This is a genomic window from Micromonospora sp. NPDC000442 (assembly GCF_042898635.1).
GTDB lineage: Bacteria > Actinomycetota > Actinomycetes > Mycobacteriales > Micromonosporaceae > Micromonospora.
Window position 1 is genome coordinate 1 of sequence record NZ_JBIAYZ010000010.1, and the last position, 19987, is coordinate 19987.

At 68.8% G+C, this 19987-nt stretch carries 22 protein-coding genes and 3 tRNA genes; 24 read left to right on the forward strand and 1 reads right to left on the reverse strand.

Features of this window, described 5'->3' with window-relative positions:
* Positions 1–1041: 1041 nt before the first annotated feature.
* The 5 genes from ACFY2A_RS17540 to ACFY2A_RS17560 all read left to right on the forward strand — a co-directional run bounded on the left by ACFY2A_RS17540 (position 1042) and on the right by ACFY2A_RS17560 (position 4189).
* Entirely contained in the window at positions 1042–1437 is a 396-nt protein-coding gene (locus tag ACFY2A_RS17540) for a transcriptional regulator (RefSeq protein WP_269737608.1), read from the forward strand.
* Between the two features lie 183 nt (positions 1438–1620).
* Positions 1621–3210: an FtsK/SpoIIIE domain-containing protein gene (locus ACFY2A_RS17545; protein ID WP_387172785.1), complete on the forward strand. Its 1590-nt coding sequence runs from the start codon at positions 1621–1623 to the stop codon at positions 3208–3210.
* Positions 3207–3461: a hypothetical protein gene (locus ACFY2A_RS17550; protein WP_387172787.1), complete on the forward strand. Its 255-nt coding sequence runs from the start codon at positions 3207–3209 to the stop codon at positions 3459–3461. The genes ACFY2A_RS17545 and ACFY2A_RS17550 overlap by 4 nt, the downstream gene beginning before the upstream one ends.
* Before the next feature lie 3 nt (positions 3462–3464).
* Positions 3465–3653, forward strand: coding sequence for a hypothetical protein (locus ACFY2A_RS17555; RefSeq protein ID WP_387172789.1), 189 nt, complete (start codon positions 3465–3467; stop codon positions 3651–3653).
* 29 nt (positions 3654–3682) lie between these two features.
* A complete protein-coding gene (locus ACFY2A_RS17560) occupies positions 3683–4189 on the forward strand; it encodes a DUF2637 domain-containing protein (protein ID WP_387173070.1) in 507 nt (168 codons plus the stop codon).
* Positions 4190–4212: 23 nt separating this feature from the next.
* Here ACFY2A_RS17560 and ACFY2A_RS17565 read toward each other — a convergent pair whose 3' ends face one another.
* Positions 4213–4566, reverse strand: a complete 354-nt coding sequence (locus ACFY2A_RS17565) for a hypothetical protein (protein WP_387172791.1) — start codon at positions 4564–4566, stop codon at positions 4213–4215.
* A 95-nt stretch (positions 4567–4661) separates the two neighbouring features.
* On the opposite strand from ACFY2A_RS17565, the gene ACFY2A_RS17570 reads away from it, so the two are divergent.
* The 19 genes from ACFY2A_RS17570 to rplJ all read left to right on the forward strand — a co-directional run bounded on the left by ACFY2A_RS17570 (position 4662) and on the right by rplJ (position 19963).
* Positions 4662–6419, forward strand: a complete 1758-nt coding sequence (locus ACFY2A_RS17570; RefSeq protein ID WP_387172793.1) for a replication initiator — start codon at positions 4662–4664, stop codon at positions 6417–6419.
* On the forward strand, positions 6416–6601 hold the full coding sequence (locus tag ACFY2A_RS17575; RefSeq protein ID WP_126711246.1) for an AlpA family transcriptional regulator: 186 nt from the start codon (positions 6416–6418) through the stop codon (positions 6599–6601). The genes ACFY2A_RS17570 and ACFY2A_RS17575 overlap by 4 nt, the downstream gene beginning before the upstream one ends.
* Before the next feature lie 101 nt (positions 6602–6702).
* Positions 6703–8034 (forward strand): tyrosine-type recombinase/integrase, encoded by a 1332-nt coding sequence (locus ACFY2A_RS17580; RefSeq protein WP_387172796.1) that lies wholly within the window; start codon positions 6703–6705, stop codon positions 8032–8034.
* Between the two features lie 278 nt (positions 8035–8312).
* Positions 8313–9452 carry a pentapeptide repeat-containing protein gene (locus tag ACFY2A_RS17585; protein ID WP_387172798.1) on the forward strand — a complete coding sequence of 380 codons (1140 nt, stop codon included), beginning with the start codon at positions 8313–8315 and terminating at the stop codon, positions 9450–9452.
* A 762-nt stretch (positions 9453–10214) separates the two neighbouring features.
* Positions 10215–10361 carry a hypothetical protein gene (locus ACFY2A_RS17590; RefSeq protein ID WP_387172800.1) on the forward strand — a complete coding sequence of 49 codons (147 nt, stop codon included), beginning with the start codon at positions 10215–10217 and terminating at the stop codon, positions 10359–10361.
* A 48-nt stretch (positions 10362–10409) separates the two neighbouring features.
* The gene (locus tag ACFY2A_RS17595; RefSeq protein ID WP_387172802.1) at positions 10410–12941 is read left to right on the forward strand and encodes a putative bifunctional diguanylate cyclase/phosphodiesterase; all 2532 of its coding nucleotides are present in this window, start codon (positions 10410–10412) and stop codon (positions 12939–12941) included.
* Positions 12942–13033: 92 nt separating this feature from the next.
* Positions 13034–13106, forward strand: a tRNA-Thr gene (locus ACFY2A_RS17600).
* A gap of 25 nt (positions 13107–13131) precedes the next feature.
* Positions 13132–13204, forward strand: a tRNA-Met gene (locus ACFY2A_RS17605).
* Positions 13205–13337: 133 nt separating this feature from the next.
* On the forward strand, positions 13338–13505 hold the full coding sequence (gene rpmG, locus ACFY2A_RS17610; protein ID WP_093403583.1) for a 50S ribosomal protein L33: 168 nt from the start codon (positions 13338–13340) through the stop codon (positions 13503–13505).
* A gap of 124 nt (positions 13506–13629) precedes the next feature.
* Positions 13630–14076: a MaoC family dehydratase N-terminal domain-containing protein gene (locus ACFY2A_RS17615; protein WP_093403585.1), complete on the forward strand. Its 447-nt coding sequence runs from the start codon at positions 13630–13632 to the stop codon at positions 14074–14076.
* Between the two features lies 1 nt (position 14077).
* On the forward strand, positions 14078–14470 hold the full coding sequence (locus ACFY2A_RS17620; protein ID WP_093403586.1) for a MaoC family dehydratase: 393 nt from the start codon (positions 14078–14080) through the stop codon (positions 14468–14470).
* Between the two features lie 134 nt (positions 14471–14604).
* A tRNA-Trp gene (locus ACFY2A_RS17625) sits at positions 14605–14677 on the forward strand.
* A 211-nt stretch (positions 14678–14888) separates the two neighbouring features.
* The gene (secE, locus tag ACFY2A_RS17630) at positions 14889–15254 is read left to right on the forward strand and encodes a preprotein translocase subunit SecE (RefSeq protein WP_363918399.1); all 366 of its coding nucleotides are present in this window, start codon (positions 14889–14891) and stop codon (positions 15252–15254) included.
* Positions 15255–15292: 38 nt separating this feature from the next.
* On the forward strand, positions 15293–16015 hold the full coding sequence (gene nusG, locus ACFY2A_RS17635; protein WP_363918401.1) for a transcription termination/antitermination protein NusG: 723 nt from the start codon (positions 15293–15295) through the stop codon (positions 16013–16015).
* A gap of 200 nt (positions 16016–16215) precedes the next feature.
* Positions 16216–16647, forward strand: a complete 432-nt coding sequence (rplK, locus tag ACFY2A_RS17640) for a 50S ribosomal protein L11 (protein WP_363918403.1) — start codon at positions 16216–16218, stop codon at positions 16645–16647.
* Between the two features lie 85 nt (positions 16648–16732).
* On the forward strand, positions 16733–17449 hold the full coding sequence (gene rplA, locus ACFY2A_RS17645; protein WP_093403592.1) for a 50S ribosomal protein L1: 717 nt from the start codon (positions 16733–16735) through the stop codon (positions 17447–17449).
* 74 nt (positions 17450–17523) lie between these two features.
* Positions 17524–18312 carry an ATP-binding cassette domain-containing protein gene (locus ACFY2A_RS17650; RefSeq protein WP_387172807.1) on the forward strand — a complete coding sequence of 263 codons (789 nt, stop codon included), beginning with the start codon at positions 17524–17526 and terminating at the stop codon, positions 18310–18312.
* Complete coding sequence (locus ACFY2A_RS17655) at positions 18309–18998, forward strand: hypothetical protein (protein ID WP_387172809.1); 690 nt, start codon at positions 18309–18311, stop codon at positions 18996–18998. The genes ACFY2A_RS17650 and ACFY2A_RS17655 overlap by 4 nt, the downstream gene beginning before the upstream one ends.
* Before the next feature lie 419 nt (positions 18999–19417).
* Positions 19418–19963 (forward strand): 50S ribosomal protein L10, encoded by a 546-nt coding sequence (gene rplJ, locus ACFY2A_RS17660; RefSeq protein WP_013735964.1) that lies wholly within the window; start codon positions 19418–19420, stop codon positions 19961–19963.
* Positions 19964–19987: the final 24 nt, after the last annotated feature.

The window sequence follows — 19987 nt, forward strand, 5'->3', positions numbered from 1 at the left end:
AGAATTAGTGCGCAGATTCGCTCACGAGGAGCCAAGAACCCGCAGGTCAACGCGACGAGACCGCTCGTGATCCATGATCGTGAGCCAAGTCAGGTAAAAGGTGAGGATGCAAAGATCTGGGGGTCGAGTCCCGCCGGGTCCGGTTGCAATTCCGTGAGCCAATGTGTCTATGATTCCTTGAGTCACACTCAGTCCGCCCAAGCGACGCATGAACCCGTGAATCGCCAAGATCGACATGGCGATCTAACCAAGTTCGCGTGAGGTGGTAGAGCATGGCTCAGTCCCGAAAGCGGTCCAAGTCTCGGCAGGCACGAGGCGCGGGCCGTGGGAGAGGTGGTTGGCTGCGGCAGCATGGCGCTAATGCTCTGGCCTGGACGGTCAGGCTGGGCATCGCCGTGTGGTCGCTGATAGCGCACTTCTCGGATGGGTCTGGAGGCGAGCCGCCTAACAAGCGACTCGGCCCCCAGGTTGGGGGCTCCCGTGATGGCTTTGCCCGGCACAGCGGGGGCCCCCTTCTCGCTGCGGTCACGCAGTGCGCGTGGTCGCAGACTCTTGAGTATCAGCTGCGCTAGACGACTAGCGTACCTCAACTGCGATAAACAAGTTTATCGCAGTTGAGCTTCCTCGTCACTTCGCCACCCTTGCAGCATCGGATTCGTGCATCCGTTGAGCGTTGCGCAAATCGCAGTGACTCTTGCGAAGATTGCAGCAACGATCGCAGTAGTCGTTGCAGTATTCAGTACTCCGTTGGTGGGCAAGGCTGATGGCGTCGCTGGTGTCCGAGCGGTTGCACGACGAGCGGGTGGTCGACGGGCAGTGCTCCAGGCGCCAACGGTGGACCGGCGAGAGTGAGCCTTCATAGCCACGGCGGCTGGACGACACGGACTTCCTCTTGCTCGGTGCGGCCTCCGCCGCGCGTCTCAGCCTTCGCGCGCGGCACCCATGCTGAAATCCTGACCGCCACTTGTTGACTTGTCTGCCAAGTGCCGTCTACCTTGGACCGCAGCTTGGCAGACAAGTCAACAAGTTGGAGGGTGAGCGATGGCTCTGCGTGGCGGTACGAGGTTCGCCGTGCGGTTCGAGGACGTGTTCCCGGCGGGGTGCGCGTTGGTGCCCGAGTCGCTGGGTGAGGTCGAGGACTACGACGAGAAGACGGGTCGGCGGTCTCCGGCGAAGGACAAGGTGACCGGTCAGCGGGTGTGGCAGGTCCGGGTGATGGATCTTGACCCTGAGCTGGGCAAGCGGTCCCGGGAGACGACGGTGAAGATCTCGGCTGACTATCAGCCGGTGCCGCCGTCGGGTGCGCCGTTCGAGGCGGTGGAGTTCGACGGCATGACCGTGACGCCGTACGTGGCGAACAACGGTCGGATGGCGTATTCGCTGCGGGCGACCGGGCTGCGTGCTCCGGTGGTCGGCGGCAAGAAGGTGGCGGCGTAGCCGCTGTTGGTGGGGGCGGGGCTGTCTGGTCTTGGCGGACGGCAGCCCCGCCCCCTGGTGTCTCTTCCCCTGCTCTGTCGAGAGAGGTCGTGACGTGTCCAAGGGTATGCCCGCGCCTACGCGGGGGCTGGTAGCGGTCGTGTGGGGTGTTCGATGATTCGCCGGCCGCGTGGTGAGGTCGTGATGACCACGGCCGGGGATCTGATGGTGATCCGTCCTCGGCGGCTGGAGCTGCCGCTGTGGCTGATCGCGCTCGGGATGCTGCTGCGCTGGCTGTTCCGGGCTGCTGTCTGGTGTGTGCGGCATCCGGTGATTGTGGGCCTGGTCGTGGCCGGCGTGTGGCTGTACGCCGAGTTCGGTCGGGCCGGGCTGATCGTGCCGCTGGTCCTGGCTGGCCTGGTGTCGGCGCTGTGGCGGTGGAAGCACGAAACATCGTGGTGGACCTGGTGCGCGGGGCCGGTGCTGGGCTGGTTCCGTCAGGTGTTCGTCTACCGGCGGGCGTGGCGGGAGGCCATGACGCTGTGCGGGCTGACCCGCACCTACGACCATCGGCCGGTCATGCCGCAGCTGCTGCGGGTGCGTTCGGATCAGGCGCTGGACGTGCTGACGGTCCGGATGGTGCGCGGGCAGACGCCGGAGGAGTTCCAGAAGGTCACGGCCAATTTGGCGTACGCCTTCGGTCGCCGCCATGCCCGGGTCTACTCGGAGCGTCCCGGTGATCCGCCGGCCCGGACTGGCTATTGGGCGTTGGTGCTGGGCTGGGTGGATCGGTTGCGGTATCGGGATCGGCCGTCGCTGGTGTACCTGGTGGTGATCCGTACCGATGCGCTGCGCACGGTGGTCAAGCCGTTCGACGTGCCTGCGGTGCCGGACTTCACCGCGCTGCCTCTGGCTCGGCGGGAGGACCTGCGGCACTGGTCGCTGCACCTGCTGGCCACCCATGTCCTGATCGGTGGGGCGACCCGCTCGGGGAAGGGCTCGGTGCTGTGGTCCCTGGTCCGCGCCCTGGCGGGTGGGGTCTCGTCGGGGTTGGTGCGGCTGTGGGTGATCGACCCCAAGGGTGGCATGGAGTTCGCCATGGGTCGGCCACTGTTCGCTCGGTTCGCCGGTAAGTCCTTCGAGGCCATGGCCGACCTCCTCGATGAGGCGGTCACCGTGCTGCGGGAGCGGCAGACTCGGCTTGCCGGCACGGTCCGGGTGCACACGCCGACCGAGGCTGACCCCCTGGTCGTGGTCGTCATCGACGAGATGGCCGCCCTCACCGCGTACCTCCCGGACGTCGAGCTGCGTAAGCGCATCGCCTCGTCGCTGGGGTTGCTGCTGTCCCAGGGGGCCGGCGTCGGCGTCCTGGTGGTGGCCGCGTTGCAGGACCCGCGTAAGGAGGTACTGCCGTTTCGGGATCTGTTCCCGACCCGCATCGCGCTGGGCCTGACCGAGGCTGCTCAGGTCGACCTCGTCCTTGGTGACGGTGCGCGCAACCGGGGTGCCCTGGCTGACCAGATGCCTCGATGGGCCAAGGGCGTCGGGTACGTGATCCTCGACGGCACCCCTGAACCCGCCCGGGTTCGCTTCTCGCACATCACCGACGACGACATCCGCCAGCTCGCCGCCGACTATCCGGCGCCGGCTGACGCGGCTGACATCCTCGCTCAGGTCGGCCGGGAAACCGCCCCCGAACCCACCCGCCCGCCGGTGCCCCGCCCACGCGGGCCGCTGCTGCCGGATTCGCTGCTCAACATCCTGCGCGACACCGACGGGGGTGAGCCGCGGTGACCACCCCGACCTTCTACCGGCTGCGCGCCCCGCACCCCGACGGGCAGACCAGCACCGCCGTGTCCGTGCGCGTCGACCCGCACCGGCCCGACCCGTACCCGATCTATCTCGCGGTCGGCGGCGGTCGGCGTCGCATGCACCTCACCCCTGACGAGGCGTGGGCGCTGTGGCGCTGCCTGTCCGAAGCCGTCGCCTCTCTCGGCGAACCACCTGAGCACATCTGTACCCGCGTCGCCCCGGCCCGGAGGTAACCGATGTCCCTCAAGCGCTTCTTCCTCGGCACCGGCCGGATCAAGCCGCTGCACATCGAACTGGACGGCAGCCCGGACCGGCTCGCCGCTGCCCTGCACGGCTTGGCGCACATGGTCAACCGCCGCCGTGACCTCGACGGCCAGAGCATCCGCATCACCCTGACCGTCCGCGACCCCGGGAGCCGCCGGTGACCCGCGACCGCATCGAATCCGCCGTACGCCTGCTCATCCTGCTCGCCATCGGCACCATGGCCGGCGCCGCCGCGTTCACCCACGTTCATGACCTGTCCGTCGCTCACGGCCAGCCACACTGGATCGGCTGGGCCAACGCCGTAGCCGTCGAACTCATGGCGATTTACCTTGGCCTGGAGATCCGCGCCCGCCGCCGCAACGGTCGACCGGTCGGCTTCGTCGGCGTCCTCCTGGTCGCCTTCGCCCTGCTGTCCCTCGCCGCCCAGGTGGCGGAGGCTGAGCCGTCGGTGTGGGGCTGGATCGTCGCGGCAGTGCCGTCGTTGGCGTTCCTCGCCCTGGTCAAGGTCGTGCTGTCCAGCGCGCCCGCCGAACCAGTTCAGACCCAACCCCACACCGAGCGGTACGAGGTGTCAGAACCACCCGCCGTCGACATCGAACCGGTCCGCCCGACTGAGCCGGTGGCTGTCGTTCCGGCGGTGGTGCCTCCTCGTGTCGTCCAGCCGAGTCGGCCGCACGTCGTCGGGATCATCCGATGAGCGTCGTCGACGCCGGTCGCCGGCTACCGGAACTCGTGGACGACCTCGATCTCACCGACGATGTGCGTGTTGAAGTCGTCCAGTTCCTCGGCGGGCACCCACAGCTCAAGGATGGTGTCGCCGCCGACCTGGCGGACGGGGTAGCGGCTGAGGAAGTCCGTCTCGACGTGGAAGCGGGTCACGTACCCGATGCCGGAGGCGGGCACGTTCCAGTCCCGGGCGATCTTGACCGCGTAGTCCTCGTTCAGCACCGGGTAGAAGATCGGCTGATCGGGCAGGCGCGGCGGCCACTTGCGCCACCCTGCGGCGCGGACAAGGTCCAGTTCCTTCGGCCCGGTCGGGCGCCACAACACCGTCGTACCCACGCCGCCGCTCATCTCGACCCCGCTACTCCCGTCGATCGTGAGCCCGGACAGTACCGATCCACCCGCAACCGTCACCACTGCATTCACTGCCCGTGCGAGGTGAGCCGATGACGGCTCCGACCTTGCCCGGCCTCGAACCCGCCCCGACCCCGGCTGCACCACCTTGGCCGGGGTCGCGGGCGGCCCGCATGGCACTGCCGCGCTCGGTCGACGTGCTTAAGGAGATAGCGGCCGAGTACGGCGTCTGCGTCCGTCCCCTGGCGATGCGCCGCACCGACCTGAACACCGGGCTGACCGAGGTCATCGACCTGCCCTGTGGCGCGACTCGTGAAGACAAGTGCGGGCCGTGCGCGAAGAAGAACCGCCGGCTGCGGCAGGCCCAGATCCGGGAAGGCTGGCACCGCGATGACGAACCGCTACCGCCACCGGAGCCGGCGACCGAGGAACAGAAGGCGCTGATCCTGCTGCGCGGGCATCTGGAGTTCTCCCGCGACGAGGCATCCCGAGCCAGCCAGTGGGACCAGGTCGCCGACCTCGACGAGGCGATCCGCGAAGTCGAAGAGGCCATCACGGCCGAAGGGCTCCGGGGACGGGTCGCCCCGCCACACGCGACGGGCGACGAGGACCAGGCCGACGACGACAACGGCCGGCGCCGCAAGCGCTCCACCCGCCGCCGCCAAGACGCCCCCGACCTACCCCGGCGCAAGGTCGAGCGCCGCACCGTCGGCAAGATCTACACCGCCCCCGACGGCACCACCTACCGCCCGTCGATGTGGCTCACGCTCACCCTCGACTCCTACGGCCCGGTCCGCCCGGACGGCACCCCGCTCAACCCGGACCGGTACGACTACCGCCGGGCGGCCTGGGACGCGGTGCACTTCCCTCGGCTGCTCGATCGGTTCTGGCAGAACCTGCGCCGCTGCGAGGGATGGAACGTCCAGTACGCCGGCTGCGTCGAGCCCCAACGCCGACTCGCCCCACACGCGCACTTCGCCATCCGAGGCACCATCCCCCGCGACGTGCTCCGCACCGTGGCGGCGGCCACCTACCACCAGGTCTGGTGGCCGGCGGTGGACGTCCAGCGGTACACCCTCGACCGGCTACCCGTCTGGGACGAGCAGGCTTCCGCCTGGGTCGACCCGGACACCCGCGCGCCGCTGACCACCTGGGCGGAAGCCCTCGACGCCATCGACGACGACCCGGACGCCGAACCGGTGCACGTCGTGCGCTTCGGCTCCCAGATCGACGCACGCGGCGTCATGCCCGGCACCGACGACGCGGAACGGACCATCCGCTACGTCACGAAGTACATCACCAAGCACACCGGCGACGTCCACAAGGCAACCACCGACCGGCAACGCGCGCACCTCGACCGGCTCTGGCAGGAACTCCAGATCACCCCGTGCACCGACCGGTGCGCGAATTGGCTGCTCTACGGCGTCCAACCGAAGGGGGCGAACGCGAAACTCAAGCCCGGCCGGTGCAAGGGCAAGGTCCACCAACGCGACACCCTCGGCATCGGCGGCCGGCGCATCCTCATCTCCCGCGACTGGTCCGGCAAAACCCTCTCCGACCACAAGCACGACATACGGGCCTGGGTGCGCGCCCTGCTCGGAGTGAGCGTCGGCCTGGAGAGCGTCGACGACCAGGGCGCCACCGTCGAACCCGTCCGGCACGCCTGGGAACTCGCCCGACCCGACGATCCCGACGTCGGCCCCATGGCCCACCGGCTACTGCGGGCCATCGGCGAACGCGCCCGCTGGCGCTCCGAACTCCTCGCCGCCAAGGACCGTGCCGCCCAGGGGTCGCCAGATCTTTCGGCAACTCGGCAGGACGCGCAGCACATGGGGGAGGAGTCGCGATGAACGAGGAACTGTTGACCGTGCCGGAAGTGCTCGCCGAACTGCGCGTATCGCGTTCGACCTGGTTCTACTGGCGGCAGACCGGCAAGGGGCCACGGGTGATCAAGCTCCCGAACGGTCAGCTACGGGTCCGCCGGTCTGCGCTCGGTCGGTGGCTCGGCGACCTGGAGCAGGACGCCGCATGAAGAGCTACGAGGTTCAGATCTGGGAGATCACCAAACGCGCCGACCGAAAGGCCTGACCCTGGCGGGTCCGCTGGGCAGTCAGCGGCCAACGGTTCGAGGAGATGTTCCGCACCAAGGCGCTGGCGCACTCATTCCGCGCCGAGCTGGTCCAGGCGGCCAACGCGGGGGAGCCCTTCGACCCGGCCACCGGCCGCCCGGTCTCCGAGGCCAGAACCAAGAACCCCACCACCTGGTACGCGCACAGCCGCGCGTACGTCGAGATGAAGTGGCCTCGGGCGGCGGCCAAGACCCGACGGTCGATCGTCGAAGCGCTCACCTCCATCACGGTGACCCTGACCCGACCGGCCAAGCGGGGCCGCCCCGATGACGCCCTGCTCCGCGAGGCGCTGTACCTCTACGGCCTCAACCCGCGTCGCTGGTCCGACAAGATCCCGTCCGACCACGCGGCGGCGCTCGCCTGGCTGGAAACCGCGTCCCTCCCGGTCGTCGAGCTGGACTCGCCCGCGATGGTCCGCCGCGTCCTCGACAGCCTCTGCGTACGCCTCGACGGCAAGCCCGCGGCTGCCTCCACCGTCCAGCGCAAGCGTGCCACCTTCTACAACGCCCTCGGATACGCCGTCGAGCTGGAGCTGATCGACTCCAACCCGGTCGACCGGGTCCAGTGGACCGCCCCGGAGGTGGCACAGTCCATCGACCGCCGGGTGGTGGCAAGCCCGGCCCAGGTCGCCGCGCTGCTGGAGGCGGTGAAATCTCTCGGCAAACGCGCCGACAAGGTCACCGCCTTCTTCGGCTGCCTCTACTACGCGGGCATGCGCCCCTCCGAGGCCGCCGACCTCCGGCGCGACGACTGCGACCTGTCCGGCCGGTGTGCCGACTGCGGCACCGACTTCGACGACATGGCGGCGGTCAGGCCCTCCAAATCCTGCGACCACCAGAAGATCGAATACCGCTGGGGCCGCCTGGTCCTCGCCGGCACTTCCCCGCGCGCCGGCTCCCACTGGACCGACGACGACGGCTCCCACGAGCGACGCGGCCTCAAGCACCGGGGGAGAGCCGAGACTCGCACGGTTCCGATCCCGCCCCGCCTCGTCGAGCTGCTCTGCGCCCACGTCGAGAATCACGGCGTTGGTCCGGATGGTCGCTTCTTCCGGGGCCTGCATGGCGGCCCGCTCTCCGAATCGGTCTACGACCGCTGGTGGAAGCTCGCCCGAGACAAGGCCCTCACCGAAGCGCAGGCCGCCTCGCCCCTGGCCCGCCGCCCGTACGACCTCCGCCACGCGGCAGCCTCGCTCTGGCTCAATGCCGGCGTCCCACCCACCGAGGTAGCCCGCCGCCTGGGCCACGGCGTAGCCGTCCTGCTCCGCGTCTACGCCAACTGCATCGACGGCGGCGACGACACCATGAACGACAAGATCAGCGAAGCCCTCGGATGAAGCGGCCGATCAGTGCGGTGGTGGAAAGCTCTGGGGCAACCCAGCCGAAGAGCGCGTGGGTCCCACCTGCTGGCGGTGAACGTACGTCTGTCTTGCTGACTGTTGAAGTGGATGGGTTGGGATACAAGTTGGACATGGAGTTGCCCGCAGCAGACAATCCGGCTCGATCTGGTGCCCATGTCGTGTCCAGTCCGGTCCTGTCTACCCAAGGCAGGGTGCCGGCACTACGGCTCTGGCTCATTGGGTGGGCGATGGCTCTACCTATGGCGGGTGCCTTGGTGGTCGTCCTCGGGCTATTCCTCGGCGCGCTTTGGTACGCGGACTGGCCGGGCATTCAGCGGGACGGGAGCGTCAAGGTAACGACGCTTTTCGAACTGCTGAAACTTATATTTGCCGTTGTGGCGGGTGTTGGTGGCGTCGCAGCTCTGGTGGTCGCCTACCGCCGGCAGCGGGTCGCAGAGCACCAGAACGCGCTGGCCCATGCTGAAGGCCTACGTGCTGAGTCGGCCGACCAGCGGGCAAAGATCGAGACTGACCGTAACGGTATCCGGCTGTTCAACGAACGTTTTGCCAAGGCGTCCGAGCAGCTCGGGTCGGAGAAGGCGGCCGTCCGTCTGGCGGGCGTGTATGCCATGGCCGGCCTTGCTGATGACTGGCGGGAGGGCCGGCAGACCTGCATCGACGTCCTCTGCGCCTACCTCCGCATGCCCTACACCCCGCCCTCGGACGTTTCGAAGGAAGCGCCGACGCAGACCGACGACCAGGTGCCGATTGTGGCCGTGAACACGGTTCGAGCCGCTCGCGAGGAGCGGGAGGTGCGTCATACCGTCATCCGCCTTGTCGGCAGGCACTTACGCCATAGCGAAGACGATGCAACTTCGTGGCGTGGCTATGACTTCGACTTCACTGGTGCAGTCTTCGACGGCGGGAATTTCTCGGATGCAATGTTCGATGGTGGGCAGGTGTCCTTCGCGGGTGCGCTGTTCATCGAAGGGAATGTGTCTTTCGTCGGGGCGAGGTTCGCTGGAGGTCGGGTGTCCTTCGACAGGGCGATGTTTACTGGCGCGGAGGTGGACTTCGTCGGAGCGCTGTTCAGCGGTGGACGGGTGTCGTTCGTCAGGGCGGTGTTCAGTGGCGGTGCGGTGTCCTTCGATGGGACGGAGGTCACTGGGGGACGGGTGCACTTTGCCAGGGCGGTGTTCAGCGGCGCGGAGGTCTCCTTCGACGGGGCAGAGTTCAGTGGCGGAGCGGTGCACTTCGCCAGGGCGGTGTTCAGCGGGCGGCCGGTGTCTTTCGGCAGTTCGGTGTTCAGGGGCGGGCTGGTGTCCTTTCGAGGGGCGGAGTTCCAAACCCGGCCCACGTTCGACGACTGGCCCAGCGGGCGTCCTCCGGACCGTCTGGTCCTGCCAGAAGCCTGAGCATTGTGGGCGTGGGCAGATGGTGGGCGGCATGTCAGCCAGCGTCGATCCTGCTGTGAGAACCACCAGCTCAGAGCGGCTGACCTAGGCAAGATCGCGGACGCCCTGTAAATCCGTCGCGAAAGCTACAGAGGTTCGAATCCTCTACCCGCCACCAGGTGTGACAACGGCCCCTGACCAGCAGAGATGCTGATCGGGGGCCGTGTCTGATTGGTCCTGTTCTGCGTCTCGTCGGATGCTGCCGACTGCGCTGGATCGGGCTGCGTGATCTGTGCTCGGCGTCCCCGGTCGCTGCCGATGGCCAAGATCCAGGGTGGCCGACCGACGCGTGGACGCGTCGCGGGTCGTGCCGACCCGGACTCGGCCTGTTGCCGGTGCGCCACCTAACGTGTTTGCATTGGCGGGGTGGCCCGACGGGCTGCGAGCGGCCTACACCGCCGCATCGACGCACGGTACGGCGGGGCGCGTCGGAAGGGCGGCAGCGAAGCGCGTTGTCGGCCGCTAAGTTGACAGTTGCATCGGCCGTTGTCCGCTAGATCCGCTACTTCAGGTAAGGGAATAATGGGCGCTTGGCGTCTTCTTCGAGCCGGGCGGCCGACTCAACCACCCTGACCTGCTCGAATGTCCGCCTGTGGGCTGCCAATCTGCCACCAGGCGCGATCTTCCGCGCCAACATCGGATGCCTGAGCTTTTCACCGACCAAGCGCCTGTGGCACCATCGGGGGGCCTCCATCACGGTTGCGACCCCCACTAGGAGCACAGATGTCTGCTCGACGCTTGGGCCGGCTGTTCGGCTCCATCACCTTGGTTGCCGGTCTCGTCGTTGCGGCGGTTGCCGCCGCCGACGCTCAGTTCGTGACGTCCGGCATCGACTGGACCCTGCCGGCGCTGGGCTCGCTGCTGCCCTGACGGGCGATAGCTCCTTCGCTCGGCTACTCCCAACCGACGAGGGGAGCCATGACGTCTCGTCCGCGTTCCGCTCCTCGACAGACGGAGCACGCCTGGCTCATCACCGGACCGTTGGCGCTCTGTGCCGTGGTGGTCTGCCTGTTGCTCGGGTTGACAGTTGACACGGCGCTGGGGGAGCTTCCGGCCACCGTGCTACTAAGTGTGGCGATGGCACTTGCCGCCATCCCGACCATTAGCGTCGTGATCCGGCGACAGGCGTTCGATGTCTTCCCCACTGAGATTCCGCTTGTCGTCGCGCTGTTCGTGCTTCCGCCGTTGTCGGTGGTCCTGGCTTACACGGTGGCCTCGCTCGCGATTCAGGTGCGTCGCAGGCTGCTGCCGGTGAAGCTCTGGTTCAATGTGGCCGGCGCTGCGGCGGCAACCTCTCTGGCCGCAGTCGTCTACACGGTGCTGCCGACATCTGCGGCCGCCGAACCGGCCACCTGGGCCGCACTGCTCGCCGCCGTCGGCACCCACACCATGGTCCAGCTTGCAGCCCTGGCTGGAGTCTTCACCGTGGTGCAAAGCTGGCAGGCGAGCCGTGAGCTGATTCGGGCCGCCAGCCTGCCGATGTTGCTCGGGGTCACGATCAACCTCTCGATCGGACTGTTGATCATCATTGCCTGGCGGAGCAATCCGTGGTCTCTCTTGATCTTTGCCGGCCTGGCCGTGGCGTTCGCGTTGGTGTACCGCTCCTACGCGCAGTTCCTCCGGCAGCACCGCACCCTGTCGGAGATGTACGAGCTGACCAAGGCGATCACCGAGAGCGGGCCTGAAGGCAACCTCATCGACGTACTGCTGGTCCGCATCCGAAGCCTCATGCAGGCGGAATCCGCCACCCTCTGGCTGCCGGCTCAGGGTCGCCACCCGGAGGTGCTGCTGACCGCTCAGGAGGGCAAGCCGGGGCTTTTGGACTCCACGCCCGGCCCAGCGGCGCTGCGCGCTGCCGCCCTGGCTCGTCAGGAGACGGTGGCGGTGAGCAACCGTCTGGCCGGCGATCCGGAGCTGCGGGAGGCGCTGGAACCGACGTCCGTCAAGGAAGTGATCGCCGTGCCGTTGCGGTCGGGCAAGGCGGTCATCGGCACGCTGGAGGTTGCCAACCGGCTCGGCGACACCAACTTCTTCCGCACCGCCGACGTCACAGTCTTCGAGACGGTGGCGGCGCACGCCGCGGTGGCGCTGGAGAACTCGCGCCTGGTGGACCGGCTGCGGCATGACGCGTACCACGATGGGCTCACCAAGCTGCCCAACCGCCGCCGGATCCTCGGCGCGCTGGCGGAGGCGGTGCGGATCCGAGCTCCCGGCGAGGTGGTTGCGCTGCTGTTGTTCGACGTCGACCGGCTGCGGCAGGTCAACGAGGCGCTCGGTCACGCGGCTGGTGACAGAGTGCTGGTCGAGGTGGCCGATCGGCTGCGTGGCTGCGCACCGTCGGCCGCATTGGTCGGTCGAGTCGGTGGCGACGAGTTTCTGGTGACCCTGCGGCTGGAGAGCGTTGAGGCGGCGCTGGAGTTCGGGGGCCAGTTGCGGGAGCAGATCCGCGACGAGATGGTCTTCGACGCCCTGACCTTGGACGTGGACACCGCAGTCGGCGTGGTGGTGCACCCGGACCACGGCAGCGACGCGGCCACCCTGCTGCAACGGGTGGACGTGGCGGCGACCGTGGCGAAATCGGCCCCGGGGAGTGTGCAGCTGTACAACCCCGCGCTCGAATCCCGTTCGCTGCATCGGCTCGGGCTCGCTGGCGACCTCCGCAGCGCCCTCGAGAACGACGAGTTGGAGATCTATTACCAACCCAAGGTGACCTTGCGGCACCGCCGGCTGGTCGGGGTGGAATGCCTGGCGCGCTGGGAGCATCCGACCCACGGCACAGTGGCGCCGAGGGATTTCGTCGCGGTGGCCGAGCACACCGGCCAGCTCGGCCGGCTCACCGAGTTCGTGCTCCGGGAGGGGTTGCGGCACAGCCGGGACTGGGCGCACGGCGGCCAGTCGCTCGCCGTCGCGGTCAACGTCTCCGCGCGTACGCTCACCGACCAGCGCTTCCCGGAGCAGGTCCGGGAGCTGCTCGAGGAGTACGGCGTTCCGGCGCAGCTGCTGACCCTGGAGATTCCGGAAGCCGGCGTGCTGGACGGCACCGAGCGCCCGATCCCGACCCTGCGCCGTCTGCGGGATCTGGGCGTACGGCTCTCTGTGGACGACTTCGGCACCGGCAGTTCCTCGCTGGCCCACCTGCGCCGCCTGCCGGTGCACGAGGTGAAGGTCGACCACTCCTTCGTGCAGGGCATGGCCACCGATCCGGGAGATCTGGCGATCGTCAACGCCGTGGTCACCCTGTCCCAGCAGTTCGGTCTCACCGTGGTGGCCGAGGGCGTGGAGAGCGAACTGACTCTGGAGCTGCTCCAGGACATCGGGTGCGAGGTCGGCCAGGGGTTCCTGTTCAGCCGTCCGTTGCCGTTCGAGCGCCTGGAGGCGTGGTTCGGTGCCCAGATCGACCCGGAGTCGATCTCCAGCAGCGAGCTTCCGAGACTGCGCGTGGTGCCTTGAGCTGGGCGTACGGCGTCCCTGGGGATCCGATTTCACCAGCACGATCGGGCCGTGTACTCTTACCTCTGCGCGGGCACAGAGTGATCGCGCAGGCCCCCTTAGCTCAGTCGGCAGAGCGTCTCCATGGTAAGGAGAAGGTCTACGGTTCGATTCCGTAAGGGGGCTCAGAGGGTCCGGCTGGGCCCACCGCGGCGGTGTAGCTCAGATGGCAGAGCAAGCGGCTCATAATCGCTGTGTCGCCGGTTCAAGTCCGGCCACCGCTACTCTCGTCCGCCCCGGAGTATCTCCGGTGGTCGGTGGGACGGGCGCCACAGGCGCCCGCTTTGCGTGTCCGACCAGGTGGCGCGTAGGCTTCACCGCCGTAGTTGTATCCGTTAGCGAGGAAGGCACTCCGCCGTGGCGAAGGCGACCGATGTCCGGCCGAAGATCACTTTGGCGTGTGTGGAGTGCAAGGAGCGCAACTACATCACGCGCAAGAACCGCCGTAACGACCCGGACCGCATCGAGCTGAAGAAGTTCTGCCCCCGGGACGGGCGGCACACCCTGCACCGCGAGACGCGCTGAACCTGTCCGGGCCGATCGGCCCGGCTCCGCACGTATCATGATCGCCGGTCCGCAGCGGACGGCGCGGCTGAGCCGACGCCGACCGCTGGGATCGGCGATCGTGCTTTGCGTGTAGGTTCGCGGCATGCCCCTGGACCAGTCTTTCGTCGGCCGGACCTATCCGCCGACCGCCCCCTATCAGGTGGGCCGCGAGAAGATCCGCGAGTTCGCGACCGCGATCGGTGCCACCGATCCCGCCCACCACGATCCGGAGGCCGCCCGCGCGCTGGGACACCCGGACGTGGTCGCGCCGCCGACGTTCCCGGTGGTGATCACCATGGCCGCCAGCCGCCAGCTGATCGAGGACCCAGCGCTCGGCATCGACTACAGCCGGGTGGTCCACGGCGACCAGCGGTTCGCGTACACCCGGCCGGTGGTGGCCGGCGACGAACTGGTCTGTGTCAACTCCGTCGAGGAGATCACCAGCCGTGGCGGTCACGAGTTCCTGACCACCCGGACCGACGTCAGCACGACCGCCGGCGAGTCGGTGGTCGCGGTCTGGTCCAAGCTCGTCGTACGCGGGGAGGCGTGACGTGGAACTACCCACCCAGACGTTCCGGGTAACCCGGGCGGACCTGGTCCGTTACGCCGGTGCCTCGGGCGACTTCAACCCGATCCACTGGAGCGACCGGTTCGCCACCAAGGTGGGTCTGCCCGGCGTGATCGCCCACGGCATGTTCACCATGGCGCTCGTCGGTCGGGCGGTCACCACCTGGGCCGGCTCGCCCGACGCGGTGGTCGACTTCGGTGTGCGGTTCACCCGCCCGGTGGCGGTCCCTGACGACGACACCGGCACCGAGATCGTGGTGACCGCGGTGGTCCGTGAGGTGACCGACGCAGGTCTGACCAGGCTGGACGTGACCGCCACCTGCCTCGGTGAGAAGGTGCTCTCGCAGGCGCGGGCCACCGTGCGCACGGCCGGCTGACCAGCACCGTGCGGCGCGTCGGGTAGACCGGTTGGGAAAGTCGGGTCGCTACCCGTACACTGGTCCGCCGTGGGGCAAGTGACCCCTGCCTGGTCATGTGAAAGTGTGACCGGGTGGGGCGAGCGTTGCCGCACAGGGGTGTAGCTCAATTGGCAGAGCAGCGGTCTCCAAAACCGCAGGCTGCAGGTTCAAGTCCTGTCACCCCTGCGCCTCAGGCCTGACCGTTCCGTGGGTCGCGCCGCCTTCTGGTGGCGTCCGGCCCGTGGTGGTGGCATCGGCGGGGAGGTTCCGAGGCATCGGGGCCTTCCGGTTGATCCGCCGGCCGCGGCCCGTCCCGGGACGGTTGGTCCGGCTGGCGTGACCAAGCGCCGCGCACGCGCACCGCGTGCGACACCGACATCCCGCGACGGAGGGCGAAGTGGCCGACAACAAGCGGCGCGGCGAGGACGCCGACGACGAGCGCCTGAACGACGAGGTCGTCAATGACAGCGCCGACGACGACGCCACCGACGCGAACGAGCCGGTTTCCCGAGGCGGCACCGCTACCCGTGAGCGGGCCAAGGCGGATTCCGCTTCCAGCAAGGTGGGCCTGTTCGGTCGCATCGCGCGTTTCATCCGCGAGGTCGTGGCCGAACTGCGTAAGGTCATCTGGCCGACCCGCAAGGAGCTGCTGACCTACACGGCGGTGGTGATCGCGTTCGTCACGGTGATGCTGACGATCGTGGCCGTCCTGGACTACGGCTTCGCCAAGGGCGTGTTGTGGGTCTTCGGCAACCCCAGCTGACCGGCTGACACGTGCGATAGTGACGGAAGTGAGCAAGCGTGCCTGAGTACGACGAGACCGCCGAGACCCCGGACGAGCAGTCCACGGTGGCGACGGCGGCTGGTGACGAGTCGGTCGAGGCCGCCAGCGAGCCGGAGTTCGCCATGACCGAGCCCGCTCCCGAGGAGGACTTCGACCCGGTCGCGGAGCTGCGGCAGAAGCTGCGCTACGCGCCGGGCGACTGGTACGTGGTGCACTCGTACGCCGGCTACGAGAACAAGGTCAAGACCAACCTCGAGACCCGGATCACGTCCCTCGACATGGAGGACTACATCTACCAGGTCGAGGTGCCGACCCGGGAAGAGGTCGAGGTCAAGAACGGCAAGCGTTCCCAGGTGCAGGCCAAGGTCTTCCCCGGCTACATCCTCGTCCGGATGGAGCTGACCGCGGAGTCCTACTCCTGCGTACGGAACACTCCCGGGGTCACCGGCTTCGTCGGCGCAACCGACCGGGCCGATCGTCCGGCGCCGCTGAGCCTCGACGAGGTGCTCAAGTGGCTGGCACCCGCCGTCGAGACCGAGCAGAAGAAGGCCAAGCCGGAGGTCAAGGTCCTCGACTTCGAGGTCGGCGACTCGGTGACGGTCACCGACGGCGCCTTCGCCTCCTTGCCGGCGACGATCAGCGAGATCAACGCCGACCAGCAGAAGCTCAAGGTGCTGGTGTCGATCTTCGGCCGGGAGACGCCGGTGGAGCTGAACTTCAACCAGGTCGCCAAGATCTGAGCCGTCGGCGCTGGCGGCGGGCAACCGCCGCCGGTCGTCGTCGTTCGTCCGGTTCACCCGCCGGGGTCAACCTCCGTGGCTGCCGGGATCCAGGTCTGCGCTACCCTAGAACGTCGCCGCCGTCGCATGCGCGCTGACCGTGCGCGCCTCGACGGCGGTGTCGTGTGAACCTTTCCCAGTTCCAAGCCCCAGGAAGAGACATGCCTCCGAAGAAGAAGCTCGTCAAGACGTTCACGCTTCAGCTGCCGGCGGGCCAGGCCACTCCGGCGCCGCCGGTCGGTCCCGCGCTCGGTCAGCACGGCGTGAACATCATGGAGTTCTGCAAGTCGTACAACGCGCAGACCGAGTCGCAGCGGGGCGACATCGTGCCCGCCGAGATCAGCGTGTACGAGGACCGGTCCTTCACCTTCGTGCTGAAGACCCCGCCCGCCGCCCGGCTGCTGATCAAGGCTGCCGGTGTGCAGAAGGGCTCGGGCGTTCCGCACACGCAGAAGGTCGGCTCGGTGACCCGCGCCCAGCTGCGGGAGATCGCCGAGAAGAAGATGGCCGACCTCAACGCCAACGACATCGACCAGGCTGAGAAGATCATCGCCGGCACCGCCCGGTCGATGGGCCTGAACGTCACCGACTGACGTCGGCCACACCGCCGACCCGTACGGATCGTGGGAGGGCGCGCGAGCACCGCGGCCCGCCAGAGACCACAGGAGTAGACAGAACATGCAGCGCAGCAAGAGCTACCGCAAGGCCGCCGAGGCCATCGACAAGTCGAAGCTCTACACCCCCGTCGAGGCCGTCAAGCTGGCCAAGGAGAGCACCGCCACCAAGTTCGACGCCACGGTCGAGGTCGCGATGCGCCTCGGCGTCGACCCCCGCAAGGCGGACCAGATGGTCCGCGGCACGGTCAACCTGCCGCACGGCACCGGTAAGACCGCCCGCGTGATCGTCTTCGCCGCCGGCGCGAAGGCCGAGGAGGCCGTCGCCGCCGGTGCCGACGAGGTGGGCACCGACGAGCTGGTCGCCCGGATCCAGGGCGGTTGGCTGGACTTCGACGCCGCGATCGCCACGCCCGACCAGATGGCCAAGATCGGCCGGATCGCGCGGATCCTGGGCCCGCGCGGTCTGATGCCGAACCCGAAGACCGGCACGGTGACCATGGACGTCACCAAGGCCGTGTCGGACATCAAGGGCGGGAAGATCACCTTCCGGGTGGACAAGCACTCGAACCTGCACCTGATCATCGGTAAGGCCTCGTTCTCCGAGGCCCAGCTGGTCGACAACTACGCGGCCGTCCTCGACGAGGTGCTGCGGGCCAAGCCGTCGGCCGCGAAGGGCAAGTACCTCAAGAAGGTCACCCTCACCACCACGATGGGACCGGGCGTACCGGTTGACCCGAACGTGGTGAAGAACCTGCAGGAGGGCTCGGCCGACAGCTGAGCACGACGCACCGACGCGGCCCCGCCACGAGTGGCGGGGCCGCGTTCGTCTGTCGGCTGTGGCAGGCTCGCGGCATGTGGCTGGAGGACATCGGTCTGCGGTATCACCGGCGCGGTCCGTGGGTGCTGCGGCAGGTGACGGTACGCGTGGCGGCGGGCGAGGCGGTGGTGGTGCTGGGCCGCAACGGTGCCGGCAAGTCGACACTGCTCCAGCTCGCCGCCGGGGTCCTGCGACCGTCCCGGGGGCGGGTGCTCGACCGGCCGTCGGTCGTGGGCTGGGTGCCGGAGCGCTTCCCGGCCGACCAGCCGTTCACCGTCGACGGTTACCTCGCCGCGATGGCCCGGATCACCGGCCTGTCCCCGTCCGCGGCGGACCGGACGGTGCGACGCTGGGTCGACCGGCTGGGCCTCGGCCCGTTCCGCACCTCCCGGCTGTCCCAGTTGTCGAAGGGCACCGCGCAGAAGGTCGGCCTGGCCCAGGCCCTGCTGCGTCCGCCCGGTCTACTCGTCCTCGACGAGCCCTGGGAGGGCCTGGACGCCGCGGCGCGTGAATTGGTCCCGCAGGTGGTCGACGAGGTGTTGACCGACGGCGGGTCGGTGCTGGTCAGCGACCATCGCGGGGAGACGGTCCGGCTGCCCGGCGCGCGGGAGTGGTTGGTGGCCGACGGGACGGTGGTCGAGCGGGCCCCGTCGGGCGAGGCGGCGGTCGCGGTGGTCGAGCTGGAGGTTCCGGTCGGGCAGTTGCCGGCCACCGTCGCCCGCTTACGCGCCGAGGGCCATCACGTCCTGCGGGTACGCGGCCAGAGCGCATCACCCGAGGCCACGCGGCCGGGGGTGGGACCGTCGTCCGAGGTGGCCCGGTGACCGCTCTGGTGCGGTTCCGGCTCGCCGGCTTCCTGCGTACCGGACGGGCGCTGGCACCGTTCCTGGCCGGCCTGCTCGCCCTCGGCATCGTGTACGGCGGTGGTCGGGCCCAGCCCGCGGAGGCCTACGGCGTATCGGCCGTGGTGCTCTTCCCCGTGCTGGCCTGGCAGACCAAGATCCTGCTGGACGTGGAACCGGATGTGCAGCGCCGGCTGACCCTGGTCGCGGTCGGTGCGGCGCGCGAGCAGGCGGCCGGCCTGGTCGCCGCGGTGGTGGCTGGCCTCGGTCTGGTGATGATCGCCCTGGTCTTTCCGTGGCTGGTCGGCGGGGTGACTGGTCCGAGCCTGCCCGGTGACCGGTCGATTCCCGCAGGTGTGGCGCTCGGTCTCTGGGCGCACCTGCTCGCTCTGCCGGCGGCCGTGGTGCTGGGCGCGCTGGCCAGCCGGGCGATCACCCGCAGTGCCGGCTACGGTGTGGCGGTGCTCACCCTCGGTGCGGTCGGCGCGCTGGTGCTCGGTTTCTCGGGGTCGGTCGCGCCGTGGCTGGCACCGCCGCTGCTACCCACCGCCAGGGCACTGGTCGGCCCGCTGTCCGGGTCGACCGCGCTGCTGCTGACGGCGTGGGCGCTGGTCTGGGCGGCGGTGGTGCTGACCGGCTACGCCCGCGCCCGCACTCGGCGCGCCTAGCGGGGTGGTCGAGTCCTCGGTCGAGCCGAGGCGGGGGCGGGACCGCCGCGGCCGGCCGGAGACGTCGACGTATGTGCTGGTGCGAGCCGTCGGCCCGGGCCGACCGTTGCCGCCGCCCGGGCGGTCCGGGGGCGATTTGGCGGTCGCCGCAGATGTCGCGTAGCCTGATGGGCGAAGTTCCACCCAGAGACCGCTGGTCACCGTGCCCCGGCACGGTCGAAGGTCCCGCGAAGACGGGCGACCCGCGTAGGGCGGCAAGCGACATCGGCAGCATCGTGTGGTCCACCGACCATCTGATTTCCGCCGTCCTCGCCCCGTGCGCCCTGCGCCGGGGCTTTTCTGTTGCCGCGACACCTCCGCACCGTCACAGGCGTTCGCCTGCGACGGTGACCAGCCTCGAGCAACGAGAGAGGAGGGACATGGCGGACAAGCCGATCCGGGCCGACAAGGCCACGGCCGTCGCAGAGCTGACCGAGAGCTTCCGGAGCGCGGGTGCCACCGTGCTGACCGAGTACCGCGGTCTGACGGTCTCCCAGCTCACCCAGCTGCGGCGCTCGCTCGGCAAGGAGACCAGCTACACGGTTGCCAAGAACACGCTGGCCAAGCGTGCCGCGGCGGACGCGGGCATCTCCGGCCTCGACGAGCTGTTCACCGGTCCTACCGCGCTGACTTTCGTTTCGGGCGACGTCGTCGAGGCGGCGAAGGGCCTTCGCGACTTCGCGAAGGCCAACCCGAAGCTCGTCATCAAGGGCGGCGTCTTCGAGGGCAAGGCCATTTCCGCGGCCGAGGTCACGAAGCTCGCCGACCTGGAGTCCCGCGAGGTACTGCTGGCCAAGCTGGCCGGCGCGATGAAGGGCAACCTGAGCAAGGCCGCGGCCCTGTTCCAGGCCCCGCTGTCGAAGACCGCCCGCCTGGCGGCCGCCCTGCAGGACAAGCGCGAGAAGGAAGGCGCCGAGGCGGCCTGAGGCCGTGTCGACGCACCACGTTCT

What these genes read in the sequence shown, in the direction of transcription:
- ACFY2A_RS17555 (WP_387172789.1), top strand. Translation starts at nt 3,465, where the DNA reads ATGTCCCTCAAGCGCTTCTTCCTCGGCACCGGCCGGATCAAGCCGCTG.
- ACFY2A_RS17540 (WP_269737608.1), top strand. Translation starts at nt 1,042, where the DNA reads ATGGCTCTGCGTGGCGGTACGAGGTTCGCCGTGCGGTTCGAGGACGTG.
- ACFY2A_RS17545 (WP_387172785.1), top strand. Translation starts at nt 1,621, where the DNA reads ATGACCACGGCCGGGGATCTGATGGTGATCCGTCCTCGGCGGCTGGAG.
- ACFY2A_RS17580 (WP_387172796.1), top strand. Translation starts at nt 6,703, where the DNA reads ATGTTCCGCACCAAGGCGCTGGCGCACTCATTCCGCGCCGAGCTGGTC.
- rplA (WP_093403592.1), top strand. Translation starts at nt 16,733, where the DNA reads ATGCAGCGCAGCAAGAGCTACCGCAAGGCCGCCGAGGCCATCGACAAG.
- ACFY2A_RS17570 (WP_387172793.1), top strand. Translation starts at nt 4,662, where the DNA reads ATGACGGCTCCGACCTTGCCCGGCCTCGAACCCGCCCCGACCCCGGCT.
- ACFY2A_RS17590 (WP_387172800.1), top strand. Translation starts at nt 10,215, where the DNA reads ATGTCTGCTCGACGCTTGGGCCGGCTGTTCGGCTCCATCACCTTGGTT.
- ACFY2A_RS17565 (WP_387172791.1), bottom strand. Translation starts at nt 4,566, where the DNA reads ATGAGCGGCGGCGTGGGTACGACGGTGTTGTGGCGCCCGACCGGGCCG.
- ACFY2A_RS17615 (WP_093403585.1), top strand. Translation starts at nt 13,630, where the DNA reads ATGCCCCTGGACCAGTCTTTCGTCGGCCGGACCTATCCGCCGACCGCC.
- rplK (WP_363918403.1), top strand. Translation starts at nt 16,216, where the DNA reads ATGCCTCCGAAGAAGAAGCTCGTCAAGACGTTCACGCTTCAGCTGCCG.
- ACFY2A_RS17595 (WP_387172802.1), top strand. Translation starts at nt 10,410, where the DNA reads ATGACGTCTCGTCCGCGTTCCGCTCCTCGACAGACGGAGCACGCCTGG.
- ACFY2A_RS17575 (WP_126711246.1), top strand. Translation starts at nt 6,416, where the DNA reads ATGAACGAGGAACTGTTGACCGTGCCGGAAGTGCTCGCCGAACTGCGC.
- ACFY2A_RS17650 (WP_387172807.1), top strand. Translation starts at nt 17,524, where the DNA reads ATGTGGCTGGAGGACATCGGTCTGCGGTATCACCGGCGCGGTCCGTGG.
- rplJ (WP_013735964.1), top strand. Translation starts at nt 19,418, where the DNA reads ATGGCGGACAAGCCGATCCGGGCCGACAAGGCCACGGCCGTCGCAGAG.